The 13,866-nt window shown below is 69.8% G+C and carries 11 protein-coding genes; 4 read left to right on the forward strand and 7 right to left on the reverse strand.

Annotation, left to right across the window (positions count from 1 at the left end; genetic code table 11):
• Positions 1–108 precede the first annotated feature (108 nt).
• Complete coding sequence (locus tag ABZ532_RS24045) at positions 109–732, reverse strand: TetR/AcrR family transcriptional regulator (protein WP_361287319.1); 624 nt, start codon at positions 730–732, stop codon at positions 109–111.
• 60 nt (positions 733–792) lie between these two features.
• Between ABZ532_RS24045 and ABZ532_RS24050 the strand changes: the two genes are divergently transcribed.
• Together ABZ532_RS24050 and ABZ532_RS24055 are read left to right on the forward strand one after the other, a co-directional pair.
• Complete coding sequence (locus ABZ532_RS24050) at positions 793–2,406, forward strand: FAD-binding oxidoreductase (RefSeq protein ID WP_361287322.1); 1,614 nt, start codon at positions 793–795, stop codon at positions 2,404–2,406.
• Positions 2,407–2,582: 176 nt separating this feature from the next.
• A complete protein-coding gene (locus tag ABZ532_RS24055; RefSeq protein WP_361287325.1) occupies positions 2,583–3,203 on the forward strand; it encodes an L-threonylcarbamoyladenylate synthase in 621 nt (206 codons plus the stop codon).
• 104 nt (positions 3,204–3,307) lie between these two features.
• Here ABZ532_RS24055 and ABZ532_RS24060 read toward each other — a convergent pair whose 3' ends face one another.
• The 4 genes from ABZ532_RS24060 to ABZ532_RS24075 all read right to left on the reverse strand — a co-directional run bounded on the left by ABZ532_RS24060 (position 3,308) and on the right by ABZ532_RS24075 (position 8,114).
• A complete protein-coding gene (locus ABZ532_RS24060; protein WP_361287328.1) occupies positions 3,308–3,538 on the reverse strand; it encodes a helix-turn-helix transcriptional regulator in 231 nt (76 codons plus the stop codon).
• Positions 3,539–3,813: 275 nt separating this feature from the next.
• Positions 3,814–4,893 carry a selina-4(15),7(11)-diene synthase gene (locus ABZ532_RS24065; RefSeq protein ID WP_361287331.1) on the reverse strand — a complete coding sequence of 360 codons (1,080 nt, stop codon included), beginning with the start codon at positions 4,891–4,893 and terminating at the stop codon, positions 3,814–3,816.
• 553 nt (positions 4,894–5,446) lie between these two features.
• Positions 5,447–7,417, reverse strand: a complete 1,971-nt coding sequence (locus ABZ532_RS24070) for a potassium transporter Kup (protein WP_361287334.1) — start codon at positions 7,415–7,417, stop codon at positions 5,447–5,449.
• Positions 7,418–7,544: 127 nt separating this feature from the next.
• A complete protein-coding gene (locus ABZ532_RS24075) occupies positions 7,545–8,114 on the reverse strand; it encodes a TetR/AcrR family transcriptional regulator (RefSeq protein ID WP_361287337.1) in 570 nt (189 codons plus the stop codon).
• Positions 8,115–8,264: 150 nt separating this feature from the next.
• Between ABZ532_RS24075 and ABZ532_RS24080 the strand changes: the two genes are divergently transcribed.
• The gene (locus tag ABZ532_RS24080; protein WP_361287340.1) at positions 8,265–9,209 is read left to right on the forward strand and encodes an NADP-dependent oxidoreductase; all 945 of its coding nucleotides are present in this window, start codon (positions 8,265–8,267) and stop codon (positions 9,207–9,209) included.
• Positions 9,210–9,274: 65 nt separating this feature from the next.
• Positions 9,275–9,454 (forward strand): hypothetical protein, encoded by a 180-nt coding sequence (locus ABZ532_RS24085; protein ID WP_361287343.1) that lies wholly within the window; start codon positions 9,275–9,277, stop codon positions 9,452–9,454.
• Between the two features lie 293 nt (positions 9,455–9,747).
• Here the strand turns inward: ABZ532_RS24085 and ABZ532_RS24090 are convergent, their stop codons facing one another.
• Positions 9,748–10,881 (reverse strand): extracellular solute-binding protein, encoded by a 1,134-nt coding sequence (locus tag ABZ532_RS24090; protein WP_361287346.1) that lies wholly within the window; start codon positions 10,879–10,881, stop codon positions 9,748–9,750.
• Between the two features lie 122 nt (positions 10,882–11,003).
• Positions 11,004–13,748 carry a SpoIIE family protein phosphatase gene (locus ABZ532_RS24095; protein ID WP_361287349.1) on the reverse strand — a complete coding sequence of 915 codons (2,745 nt, stop codon included), beginning with the start codon at positions 13,746–13,748 and terminating at the stop codon, positions 11,004–11,006.
• Positions 13,749–13,866 lie beyond the last annotated feature (118 nt).

The raw sequence follows: 13,866 nt of genomic DNA on the forward strand, positions 1-13,866 counted from the left end.
CACCATCGGTGCGCGACCCCGGATGCGGGGTCCCCCGTCTATACGCGCCGACGCGCCCCGCTGTTCACCGCGAACTACATGCTGTTCGGTGCGGGAGCGTCAGTGGCCTCAGGAGCCGTTGCCCACGGCCGACAGGAGCCGGGCGCAGCGCGCGCTCATGTCCTGCGCCGACTCGTCCGGGTGGGACACCCACCAGCCGACGAGGGCGCTGACGACCCCCGTCCACACATGCTTGAGGGCGTCGGCGTCGAGGGCGTCGTCGTTGCCGTGTCCGCGCAGCAGGGCCGCGGTGCCCGATGCCGCGAGGCCGTCGATGGTGTCGCGGTGACCACGGGCCGCGAGCCAGGGTTCGGAGTCCGCGGGCAGTGTGCGGTCGTACAGCACGAACCAGGCCCGCCGCTGGCCCCGCAAGGTCTCGAAGACCGCGGTGAGCACGGCGTGGGCCAGCCGGTCGTCCCCCGGTCCAGCGGACATGGCTGCGGTGACGGCCTCGACGAGGCGAGCGCCGATGCGGTCCACACAGGCGGTGGCGAGCCCGTCCTTCGACCCGAAGTAGCTGTAGAGCATCGGCTTGGTGACGCCCACGCTGCGGGCGATCTCGGCCATCGACGCCCCCGCGTGGCCGCGGCGGCCGAACTCCTCCATGGCCGCGGCGACGATCTGTTCCTCGCGCTGTGCGCGGGGCACACCTTTGGTGCCCGCTCCGCGCCGCGGACCCGTTGCGGTACTCATGGGAAGGAGTATACGTTCGGGTAACTTACCAAGAGGTAAATTACCGAGAGGTCATATCCCATGGTCGACCGTGCCCAAGCCGCCCCTGCCCCGGCGAACCGGTCCTGGTGGGGCTGGGGCTCCACCGACAAGGCGCTTCCCGACGCCGAATGCGCCGCGCTCGGCGCCCTGGTCCCGGGAGCCGCGGCCGAGCCGGTACAGGTACCCGACCTCCGTGCGGTCGAGCTGCCGAATCCGCGCGTCGCACCACCGTCCGCGCTCGCTCCGTTCGTGTCGGACGCCCCGGCCGACCGTGCGGGCCACACCTACGGCAAGGCGTACCGCGATATCGTCCGGGCGCTGCACGGAGACCTCTCACCGGCCCCCGACCAGGTCGCCTTCCCGCGCACCGAGCAGGACATCACCGACGTCCTCGACTGGGCGGCGGATGCCGATGTGGCCGTGGTTCCCTACGGGGCCGGCAGCTCCGTGGTCGGGGGAGTGGAATACCGCGACGCGGACCGCCATCGTGGCGTGGTGAGCCTGGACCTGTCCGGGCTGGACCGTGTGCTCGAGATCGACCGTGTCAGCCGCGCGGCACGGATCCAGGCCGGCGCCCTCGGCCCTCACCTCGAGGCGCAACTGCGGCCGCACGGGCTGACCCTGCGCCATTTCCCGCAGAGTTTCGAGTTCTCCACCCTGGGCGGCTGGCTGGCCACTCGCGCCGGGGGGCACTACGCCACTCTCTACACCCATGTCGACGATCTGGTGGAATCGCTGCGGGTGTTGACCCCCGTGGGGGTCAACGAGTCGCTGAGGCTGCCCGGTTCGGGAGCCGGCCCCTCGCCCGACCGGCTGTTCCTGGGCTCCGAAGGGACCCTTGGAGTGATCACCGAGGCATGGCTGCGACTCCAGGACCGGCCATGCCACAAGGCCTCGGCCACCGTGTCGTTCGACTCGTTCCCCGCGGCGATCGATGCCGTACGCGCCATCGCCCAGTCGGGCCTGCATCCTGCCAATTGCCGGCTCCTCGATCCGGGAGAGGCCGCACTCGCCGGAGTCGCCCGGGGCGGGGAGAGCGTGCTCGTGCTGGGCCTGGAGTCGGCGTACGCCCCCGTCGGCGACCGCCTCGCCGAACTGGTCACGCTCGCCTGCGACCACGGTGGCTCCCCCTCGCTGAAGGGCGCTGAGGCGGGCGCGGACACGGCGGCCGGCACCTGGCGTTCGGTGTTCCTGCGCATGCCGTACCTACGGGACGCCCTCGCCCGGATGAGCGTGATCAGCGAGACATTCGAAACGGCCTGCACCTGGGACCGCGCGGGTGAACTGTACGAGGCGGTACGCGGGCGCCTTGGCGAGGTCGCGCGTCGGGTGACCGGCGCCGAAGCCATGATCAACTGCCGCTTCACCCATGTCTATCCCGACGGTCCCGCGCCCTACTTCACCGTCATCGTGCCCGGACGCCGAGGCCACGAGGTCGCGATGTGGGACGAGATCAAGCAGGCGTCCATGGACGTACTCGGCGACCTCGGCGCGACCGTCACCCATCACCACGCCGTCGGCCGCGACCACCGCCCGGGATACGACCGCCAGCGTCCGGAACCGTTCGCTCACGCCCTGCGTGCCGCGAAGCGGGCCCTGGACCCCGCGGGCATCCTCAACCCCGGAGTGCTGATCGACCCCGCCGCAGCCTGAGCACCCGTCCGCCCCCGGTCCTGACGTCGTGGTCCACGGCCGCGTCCCCGCCGAAACGCACCCGGCCTCCCCCTTGGCCACTGCGGGCGGAGGCCGCGGCCCGTACCCCGTGTTCCCGGTCCCGTACTCCGCGTTCCGGAGCCGGGGGACGCGGCCGGATCACGTAGGCTCCGTGAATGGCCAAGTACTTCGACGTGCACCCCGAGAACCCGCAACGGCGCACCATCACCAGCGTGGCCGATCTGATCCGCTCCGGCGCTCTCGTCGCGTATCCGACGGACTCCTGTTTCGCGCTGGGATGCCGTGTGGGGGACCGGGACGGCCTCGCCCGGATCAGGTCCATCCGCGGTCTCGACGACCGTCACCACTTCACCCTCGTCTGCCAGAACTTCGCACAGCTGGGTCAGTTCGTACGACTCGACAACGACGTGTTCCGCGCGGTCAAGGCGGCGACGCCGGGCAGCTACACCTTCATCCTCCCCGGGACGAAGGAGGTGCCGCGCCAGCTCCTGCACCCGAAGAAGAAGACGGTCGGGGTTCGGATCCCGGACCATGTCGTCACCCAGACCCTGCTCGCGGAGCTCGGTGAGCCCCTGCTGTCCAGCACGCTGCTCCTGCCCGGCGAGGAGGAGCCGCTGACCCAGGGGTGGGAGATCAAGGAGCGTCTCGACCACGTGGTGGACGCCGTGCTCGATTCGGGCGACTGCGGCACGGAACCGACCACCGTCATCGACTTCTCCAGTGGCGAGCCCGAGATCGTACGCGAGGGAGCGGGCGACATCTCGCGCTTTGCCTGAGGGCTGTCCGCCCGTAGTCCCCAGCGGGGTGCCGTAACCGGCGTCGTGCGCCCGCTGGAGGCTTACGGGCCCCCCTGGCCGCTCGTTCTCGCGGAACCCGGGCCTCACAGGCCGAGGGAGATGGCCATACGGGTGAGCTCGGCGGTGGTGCTGATGTTGAGCTTGGCGCGGATGCGGCGGAGGTAGGCGTCGACCGTGTGGGTGGACAGCCCCATGTGGCGTGCCGTCTGGAAGTACGTGCGTCCCGCGGCGATGTGCCGGAGGGTCTCCTCTTCGCGTGGGGCCAGCGCGGGGGCAGGGTCCGCGGTCTCCGGTGTGGCGAGGGTGTGGCTCATGGCTGGTCCTCTGGTGTGTGTCCGTGTCGCCCGGTCTTCGCTGCTCGCACCCTCGGAAGCAGAGATCCATGACCGACATGTTCTTTATGTCTCTTTTAGAAGGTTGTCCTCGCTACTTCATGGCGGTGTCCGCCGACTGTCACAGGAGTGTCACCAGAGGCCGCCCAGGAGTGTCCGGATATGCGCGTACGGTGAGACCCGCAGGTCGCGCGGATGGCCTCGGTGCGCTGGAGCCCTGGGCGGCATCGCACGGGGGGTCACGGCGGCGGTTCCGCTCAGGTGGGCCGCAGAGCCTCGGTCCGGGTCGCGGGGACCAGGTCCCACCACCAGGAGATGGCCGGGATGTCCAGGGGGTCGGTGCTGCTGTCGGTCGGGGTGTCGGTGAAGGTCGCGGACAAGGCCGCCGGGTCGTCGGGTGTGGTGTACCGCAGGGAGCTCACGCTCCAGTCCTGGGTCGCCCGGATGAAGGCGGCGAGGCTGCGCAGGTACTGCCGCACCTGCGGGCTGCCCTCGTCCTCCAGCTTGGCCCGCAGGCTCATGAAGAGGCACATCGCCCGGTCGCGCTGGGCTATCGCCCTGGTCAGTGCCTCGTCCCGGCTCAGGCCGTACTCGTGCTCGAGCACGCGGATGTTGTTGAGGTAGTAGTGCGTCCCGCGGCTTTCCTTGTGGTGGGAGTAGATGTCGTTGTCCCATGTGGTGATGAACGAGGTCATCTCCGCGGCGGCCCGCACCGCCCGGCTGTCCCGCTCGTACGGCTGGAGTTCGTATCCGTGCCCGATCTCGAGGAAGGGCTGCACCACCGATGTGGCCCCGTCGTACAGGCGCATCAGCGTGTAGTCGTTCAGGTCGGGGACCCTGCTCGCGGCCCGGTTCTCCGCTTCCCACACCACGGCGAAGAAGTACTCGCGAAGGGTGTCCACCCATCGTCCGACCTGAAGGGGGGTCGCGCAGCGGGAAAGCCTGAGCGTCAGGTCCCGCAGTGACTCCGCCAGGGGGTCGTCCGTGAGCATCGGCGCCTCCGGATTCTGCGCGATACGCAGCAGCCTCTGGAGTGCCGCCGCCAGCTCGCCCGGCTTGCTGCCGAGTGCGCCTTCCTCGCAGTAGCCGTCGTCCACGCCGAAGAGCCAGATGACGAAATCGGAGAGGATCGAGACGACCTCCTCCTCACCTTCGGGGAGGATGCGCGCAGCGAACACGCCGATGTCCTGGGTCACGAGGCGGCTGCGCCACTCCTTGGAGCCGATGTCGAAGGAATCCGCCCATGCCGCGGTCCGAGCGTCGATGGCGGCGTAGCTCGGATGTATCGCGGGCGGGATCGGCGCGTAGATCGGGGGTACCACCAGTGCAGGCTTCACTCTTGAGTCCCTTTCAGTTCGTCTTCGCCCCGGGTACTCGCCGCGGGCGTGTACGGATCATGGCCGGAACCGCACGCTGAGTGATCAACTAGGCCGCATCGTAATTGACTGGAAGTCAGCGCTCCAAGCCCTCGTCGGAGGCTGCCTGGGATTCACAGGAAATGAACCCTGTCGCCCCTGTCGCCCGTGATGCCCGTGTCACTCAAGCCACTTGGGTCACTTCGGGTCGCTGATGTCCCCTGCGTCACTCGTGTTACCCGTGTCGTCCGTGCCGCGCACGCACCGCGGGGGGAGTGACCGGCCGGGGTCGAGGAACATCTGGACTGCCCGTAGCGCTTTGGCTCCGCGGACTCCGAAGCGAGCGCACCACGCGCCACTGACCAGCGCATGAAGCTCAGTTCGGCACGGCCGTAGCGACGACGGGGACCTGTGGCGACCGGTAGAACTCCTGCCGAGCGCGTAGCGCCCACGCGGCTCGTCGCGCACCCGCGCCACCTGCTGCTCCGCGCCTGAGGCCGCGTCAGTCACGGCTGCCTGACCGGTTCGATGCCCGTCACACCTCGATGTGCGAGCCCATGTTGACCGTCTGGTCGCGGGGCAGGCCGAAGTACTCGGCGGCGTCCGCCGTGATGTAGGAGGTGGCGATGAACAGTCGCTTGCGCCAGGTCGCCATCGTCGGTGACTTCCCGCGCCGGAGCTCGATCTTCGACAGGAAGTAGGAGGCCTGGTCGAGGCGCAACGGGCCCTCGGTCAAGGCCGGGTCGACCAGTGCCAGCGCACCGGGCACATCCGGCGTCTCCATGTAACCGAACCGGGCGGTGACATGGATGATCCCGTCGTCGCCGTAGCCGAGGTCGTCGACCGTGATCCGCTGGTCGTCCGGGACCCGGGGCACGGGTTCGGTGAGGAGCGACAGGATCACGACCTGCTCGTGGCGTACGTGGTTGTGCTCGACGTTCGCGCGCAGGGCGAGGGGTGCGGTCTGCTTGCCGCGGTTGAGGAACACGGATGTACCGGGGACGCGGAGCGTCCACGCCTCCCCGCTGCGCAGCTGCTCCACGAACTCGGGCAGCGAGCCTTCGCGTCGTTCGCGCTCCTCGGTGACGAGCGCACGGCCACGCTGCCACGTGGTCATCACGGTGAACGCGACGAGGCCGATGAGCAGCGGGATCCACGCCCCGTGGACCAGCTTGGTCAGGTTCGCGGCCACGAACAGCAGGTCCACGACCAGCAGAACCGTGGCGCCCGTGCCGATCAGCCACAGCGATGTGCCCCACTTCGCCCGGGCGACGTAGAAGTACAGCAGGGTGGTCATGGTGATGGTCCCGACCACGGCCATTCCATACGCGTACGCCAGCGCCCCGGAACTGCGGAACGCGAAGACGAGGGTGAGCACCGAGACCATCAGCAGCCAGTTGATCCACGGCACGTAGATCTGGCCGATGGCGGACTCGGAGGTATGCGCGATCCGCAGTCTGGGCAGGTAGCCCAGCTGGGCCGCCTGGGAGGTGACCGAGTACGCGCCGGTGATCACCGCCTGCGCGGCGATCACGGTGGCGGCCGTGGCCAGCAGCACCATCGGCAGCCGCCCCCAGTCCGGCACGAGCAGGAAGAACGGGCTGCTGACATTGGCCGGATCGGCCAGGATCAGGGCGCCCTGGCCGAGATAGCTGAGCATGCAGGCGGGAAATACCAGGAACAGCCAGCCGCGGGTGATCGGCCTGCGCCCGAAGTGCCCCATGTCCGCGTACAGCGCCTCGGCACCGGTGACTGCCAGCACGACTCCGGCCAGTGCGAAGAAGGCGATGCCGAAGTGGCCGGCCAGGAAGCCCAGCGCATAACTCGGGGACAGCGCCTTGAGGATCTCCGGGTGGTCGACGATGCCGCTCACCCCGCACGCTCCGATGGCGAGGAACCAGGCGATCATCACGGGCCCGAAGACCCGGCCGACCGCCGCTGTTCCCCTGCGCTGTACCAGGAACAGCACCACGATGATCACCGCGGTGATCGGCACGACCAGCTCCTCCAGCGACGGCTGGACCACCTTGAGCCCCTCGACCGCGGACAGTACCGAGATCGCCGGGGTGATCATGCTGTCGCCGAAGAACAGCGAGGCTCCGAAGATGCCCAGCGCCGCCAGCACGCCCGCGCCTCGCCGTCCGCGCTGGGCGTTCCACCGCCGCAGCAGGGTGATCAGAGCCATGATGCCGCCCTCACCGTCGTTGTCGGCGTGCATCGCCAGCACGACGTAGGTGATCATGACGATGATCACGACCGCCCAGAAGACCAGGGAGACGACCCCGTAGACGTTCGCCGTGCTGACCGGAACGGGATGCGGGTCGCTCGGGTTGAACACGGTCTGGAGGGTGTAGATCGGGCTGGTCCCGATATCGCCGAACACCACGCCGAGCGCACCGATCACCAGCGCGAGACGCACCGTGTCACGCGCGCCAGGACCATGACCCGCCGACGGCTGCGCTGCCGATCCGTCATCCGGACCGGTGCGGTGCCGGCGATCGCTCACGTCGGTCCTCCTCAGCGCGGGCGGGAGCGCAGGCCGGCTGCCCGGCCTGTCGCGCCGGACGATACCGGTCCGTCGCGCGACAGCCCGGCGAACCACCCGCCGACGTGCCGGGATTCGGCGCGATGCGTCAGCGTTCCCCCGGCCCGCTGAGCCATTGGGTGACCACGGCGTCGATGAACCGGTCGGTGACCTCCAGGCCTTCGACGATGAGACGGAAGAGCACGGGAGAGGTCAGCAGCGCGTACTCATCGGCGGTGACCTGCCGCCCGGAGGGTTCCAGCAGGGTGTTGAAGGCCGCGTGCCGGTTCTCGACGATCCGGGCCAGAGCCTGCGCGCTGTCGGGGTCGTAGTCGGTCTGCGCGATGACGGCGAGCACGGCGGCGCGGGTGGGCCGGTCGCTGAGCCCGGCGCGCAGGCTGGTGAGCCATTCCTTGGCGACGGTCCGCACATCGGTGCCGGGTGCGGGGTAGCCCACGTCGGGGCCTTCCAGCAGCAGGTCGGACAGTAGGCTCGCGCGGCTTGGCCAGTGCCGGTAGAGGGTCTGCCTGGTGACGTCGGCGCGCTCGGCCAGCAGTGCGTAGGTCAGTCCTGCGGGGCCGGCCTCGGGCAGGAGGTCGCGGGCGACCGCCAGGACGCGGGCGCGGGTGCGCTGGACCCGTGGGTTGCTCAGTTCCGGGCGGCGCCGGTGGTTCGACATGCGGTGATCATACGCGCGTAAATCATCCGGCCTGAGTGATTGATGCGGGCCGTACCTCGGGGCTTATGGCGCAAATCATACGCCATGTGTGATAGACAGGTGGCTGTAATCATACGACCTGGATGATTAATATCGGAGAGGGAGCCCGACATGAAGCGACTGCAGTACCGGCACCGCGGCGGACCGGATGTGCTCGAATGGGCCGAAGTCGACGAGCCCACGGCCGGTCCGAAGGAGATCGTGGTCGAGGTCAGGGCCGCGTCGATCAACCCGACCGACATCAAGATGCGCACGGGCGAGCTGGGTGTGGCAAATCTGTTCGAGCCATCCCCGAAGGGCATGGGGCTCGACTTCGCGGGCATCGTCCGCGCCGTCGGCCCGGAGGTGTCGACCCTCGTACCCGGCGATGCGGTGACGGGCCTCTCCGCCCCGCGCTCCCGGAGCTTCGCGGACCTCGTCAAGGTGAAGCACGACAAGGTGCGCCGTGTCCCCGACGGCCTGGACTTCGCCGAAGCCAGCACCCTTCCCATGGGTGCTGCCACCGGCGCCAAGGTGGCCGCCAAGTATCTGACGCCCCGCCACGGCCAGACAGACCACCGCGTCGCCGTCCTCGGCGCCGGCGGCGGAATCGGGCTCTACGCCGTCCAGTTCGCGCGCGACACGGGTGCGCTCGTGACGGCCGTCGCCGGCGGCCCGGCAGCCAACACGCTCCGCTCGTTCGGACTCGACGAGGTCCTCGACTACCGGACGCAGACCCTTGCCGGAAGCGGCAGGCGCTTCGACACCGTCATCGACCTGTCGGACCGGTACATGTACCGCGATGTCGAAGCCGCGCTCTCCCGGAAGGGCTGCTTCCGCACCATGACACCCGGTCTCGGACACCTCGGGGCCCTGGTGACGAAGCGGCGCGCACGGCCCGCGTTCGCAATAGCCGACACGGGCGGGCTCGACCGGGCCATCGAGGCCGTCGGCAGGAAGCGACTGGTCGCCGGCGTCGGCGCCACCTTCGCGATGGGGGACGCCATCGACGTGCTGCGCGACTACGAGGAAGGTCGCCTCAAGGTCGTCGGCAAGGTCGTCCTCACCCGCCCCTAGTTCGGCGCTGAAGCCGCTGGCGCCGTGCCGGTGAAAGGGAGCCGTCGTCCCGCGGGGAGCAAGCCATGCGCAGCTCACGACGGCTCGGCCGCGCGCTCGCCGCAGCAGCTCTCGTCGGCAGTGCGAGCGCCATCGGAGCGGGCACCGTGACGGCGACGCCGCGCCCCGCCGTCACGGTCGAGGAGTGCGGCGCACTCGCCGCATCGGTGAAGGGCCGTCAGGCCGACCCCGGCGTCGGATGGTGAGCGTCGCCGCAGCGGGTGCGCTGATGCTCAGTCCGCCGGTGGCCTTCACCTCGGACACGACCACCGTGTCCGCCGAGTCCTCGCCGTCTCCTGCGGGCTGCCCGGCGTGGGCCGGCGTGGGCGCGATCAGCGCAGGATGGCGTACGGCGCGCCCGCGAGAAGAATGGGCCGCCGGGCGGACATCCGCATACCGTCAGTTCGTACCATGAGGCAACCGTATGGCCAAGGCCCTGCGGCCCTCATCCTGTACACCGCCGCATGGACGGCACACCGTCATCCGGGTCCAAGCGTGCTCAGCCCGCCATGGTCTTCGCCCACTCCCGGTCCACCGTCAGCCTGGCCTTCTCCAGTTGGGCGTCCGTGGGGAACTGCGGCTCCCCTTCGACCGTCGGCAGTCTCGCCGCTGAGGCTTCGTCAAGGGTGCCGTCCTCGCGCATGGCCTCCATCAGCACCGGGCGGGCGTAACCACCGAGCCTGAGGTTCTGGCCCGCCACACTGAAGAGGTACTCCAGCCAAAGCCGGGCCGCCGCCGGGTGTGGGGCGTTCCTGTTGACGGCCAGGGCGTAGTACTGGGCGAAGCTTCCGTCGAAGGGGATGGAGACCCGCCAGTCCACTCCCTTGTCGCGGAACTGGTCCGCGTAGTCGAGATTGATGTAGTCCCAGTCGATGCTGATGGGCGTTCTGCCGGTCTGCACCGCGGTCGATGTGGACTCGGCGGGATTGAAGTTGCCCCGCTCCTTGAGCTCGGCGAAGAAGTCGAGCCCGGGCTGGATGTCGTCGAACGACCCTCCGTTCGCGAGGGCGGCCGCGTACACACCGGCGAATGCGGTGTTGGAACGGGTGGGGTCACCGTCCAGCGAGACCTTCCCCTTGTACCGGGGATCCAGCAGGTCGGCGAAGGTCTGGGGGCAGGGGTTGACCCGGGTGGCGTCGCACCCGATGGAGATATAGCCGCCGTAGTTGTTGGACCAGCGGGCCTCACCGTCCCTCTGGCTGGCCGGGATCGAGTCGTACGCGGCGACCCGGTACGGCGCCAGCAGCCTCTGCCGGGCCGCAGTCCGGGCGAAGGTGTCCCCCACATCGATGACGTCGGGGGCGTCGGCGCGCTTCCCGCCCTTCTTGATGGCGTCGATCTCGTCCTGGCTGGAGGCCTCGGGATCGGCGACCGCGACCTTGATCCCGTACTTCTCCTCGAAGCCGTCGATCAGGCCGCCGTAGTTGGCCCAGTCGCGCGGCAGCGCGATGGTGTTCAGCGCACCCTCCCGCTTCGCCGCGGCGACCAGCGCGTTCATTCCCCCCGCCTCCGACGCCGAGGTGGCGACCGCGGGCTTCACGGGCCCGGACTGCGGTGCCTCGGTGCAGCCGCTCGCGAGCAGCAGACCGAGGCACCCCGCGGCCACGGCCGATCGAACGCAAGATGCGGTCACGATTGCTCCAGGACACGGGCGCCGGGAAACGGAGGGGACGGAGAACGTGCGACTCCGCAGGCGAGGCACGGTGGTCCGGCCGCGCCGGGGGAGCGGAAACGCGCTCACTTCACGATTGTCCCTCACCGTCCTGTGCCGACCTGCTCTCCGCCTGGGCCGCCAAGCGGCTCCACCTCGTCGAACAGGAAATCGGCGAGTCCGTCCGCCGATGGGCCGGCGCCGCCGTGGAGGGACAGCTCCGCCCAGATGACCTTGCCGGTCGGGGTATAGCGGGTACCCCACCGTTCGGCGAACTGGGCCACCAGGAAGAGCCCGCGACCGCCCTCGTCGGTGACCGTGGCCCGCCGCAGCCGCGGTGAGGTACTGCTGCCGTCGGAGACCTCACAGATCAGGGCCCGGTCGCGGAGGAGCCGCACCGTGATGGGATCGGTGCCGTAGGTGACGGCGTTGGTGATCAGCTCGCTGAGGACGAGTTCGGCGGCGAAATCGATCTGTTCGAGGCCCCACGCCCGGATCCGGCGTACGCAGTCGGCGCGGACCGGGCTCACCGCCGCCGGGTCGCGGGCCACCGTCCATTCCGCGATCCGGGAGGGGGTGAGCCGGTGGGTACGGGCCACCAGCAGCGCGATGTCGTCCCTGTGCTGGTCGGGCATCATGGCGCCGATGACCGCCGCGCAGGTGGCTTCCGGGGAGCGGTCGGGCCCCGTCAGCGCGTCGCGCAGAGCCACGAGACCGTCGTCCAGGTCGCGTCCCCGGTCCTCGATCAACCCATCGGTGTAGAGCACCAGTCGTGACCCCTCGGACACGGCAAGCTCGGCACTCTCCACGGGCATCGAGGCCCCGAGGCCCAGCGGCGGGGAGACCGGTAGCTGCAGGAATTCCACCCTCCCGTCGGGGTGGACCACCGCAGGTCCGGGATGGCCCGCGGTGGCGACCGTCAACTGCCCCGATGCGGGGTCGTAGACGGCGTACAGACAGGTCGCACCGGTGATCCCCAGCCCCTCGCCGTCGTCGGACTCGTCGATGTCGATCTGGGCCACGAGCTCGTCCATGTGCCCCAGCAACTCCTCCGGCGGGATGTCCAGGACGGAGAAGTTGTGCACGGCGGTGCGCAGCCGCCCCATGGTGGCTGCCGCGTGCACACCGTGCCCCACGACGTCACCGACGACCAGGGCGACCCGGGCGCCGGACAGCGGGATGACGTCGAACCAGTCCCCGCCCACGCCGGCCCTGGCGGGCAGATAGCGGTAGGCCACCTTCAGGGCCGACTGCTCCGGCACCCCGCTGGGCAGCAGACTGCGCTGGAGCGCGACTGCCGTGGTGTGCTCGCGGGTGTAGCGGCGCGCGTTGTCGATGCACACCGCCGCCCGGGCGGTCAGCTCCTCCGCGAAGGCCACGTCCTCCTCGTCGAACGGCGCGGAGGCCTCCGACCGCCAGTAGTGGGCCGTTCCGAGCACCACCCCACGTGCCTGCAACGGCACCACGACCAGGGAATGGACTCCGTGCTCCAGGATCCGGCGGGCCCGCTCGGGGTTCTGGGCCTGCCAGCCCTGGGAGACACTCAGGTCCTCCACCAGGACTGCCCGTCCGTCCGCCGCGCCTGCCGCCGTGGGAGTGGAGCTGACGAACCGGATCAGCGTGCCGGCCGGGTACAGGAGATCGTCCCGCTCCAGGCCCACGACGGCGGTACGGCGCATCTCGGTGCTCGCTCCGGACGGCTCCTCGCCGTGCAGGACCGGCTCCAGCAGTTCGACGGATACGACGTCGGCGAAATGGGGGACCGCGACCTCCGCGAGTTCCCGGGCGGTGCGGGTGACGTCCAGGGTGGTCCCGATCCGCACTCCGGCGTCGTACAGCAGTTGGAGCCGCTCGCGGGCGGTCTCCGCCCGGCCGGCGAGGGACTGGAGCTCGGTGGTGTCCCGCAGCGTCACCACCCTGCTCGCCGGACCCTCCGGTTCGGCGAACCGCTTGTTGACGGCGAGGAGCCGGTCGCCCGCCAGATGCACCTCGTCGGTGGCCGGGAGATCGGATGTCAGCAGCTCGGCGAGTTCGGCGCTCAGCCCCAGCGTGCTGACGGGGCGGTGCTCCGCGTCCGCCGGCAGGTCCAGGAGGCGGCGGGTCTCGTCGTTGGCCAGCAGCAGCCGGCCGTCGGCCCCGACGATCAGCACTCCTTCCCGTACGGCGTGGAGTACCGCGTCATGGTGTTCGTACATCCGGGTCATCTCGGCCGGGCCCAGACCGTGGGTCTGCCTCCGCAGACGGCGGCTCACCAGTGCCGATCCGCCCGCGGCCAGCGCGACCGACCCGATGGCGACCCCGAACAGGACCGGCAGCTGCTGGTTCACCCGGTCCTGCACCTTCCCCACCGTCACGACGGAGGAGACGATGGCGACGACCGAACCCCGGCCGTCCCTGACGGGCACGGCCGAGATCACGGAGAGCCCGAGCGTCCCCTGGAAGGTCTTGGTGAACGTCTTTCCCGTGGCCGCTTCCGCGTAGGGGCCGATGACGTGCTTGCCGATCTGGTCCGGATCACTGTGGGTCAGGGCGATTCCGTCCCTCTGGTAGACGATGATCGCGTCGACGCCGGCGGCCTTGCGGACCGCCTCGGCGCTTGGTTGCAGCACCGCGCTGGGGTCGGGACTCTCCAGTGTGGCGAGAAGCCCCGGGGAGTGCGCGAAGGTCTGGGCCGCGGTGAGTGTCCGCTGCCGGGCGTCCTCCGTGCTGTGGTGGCCCGCCTGTACGACGAGGGCCACCAGCGCCGTGGCGACGACCAGCACCACCACACCCAGCTGGAGCAGGAACACCTGGCCTGCGAGGCTGCGTACATCCAGCAGGGACCGCAGGCGCCGCAGCGACCGCCGCATGCTCCACCCGGACGCATGGTCGCCCCTGGGTGGTTTCGGCGGTTCATCCCTGATCTGCCCCGAAGAATCACGCACAGGGCATTTCTATCGTTCCCGACCGCCGATCGCGGTCCGATCC

It is taken from the genome of Streptomyces sp. NPDC019396, assembly GCF_040632375.1.
In the GTDB taxonomy this organism is placed as follows: Bacteria; Actinomycetota; Actinomycetes; order Streptomycetales; family Streptomycetaceae; genus Streptomyces.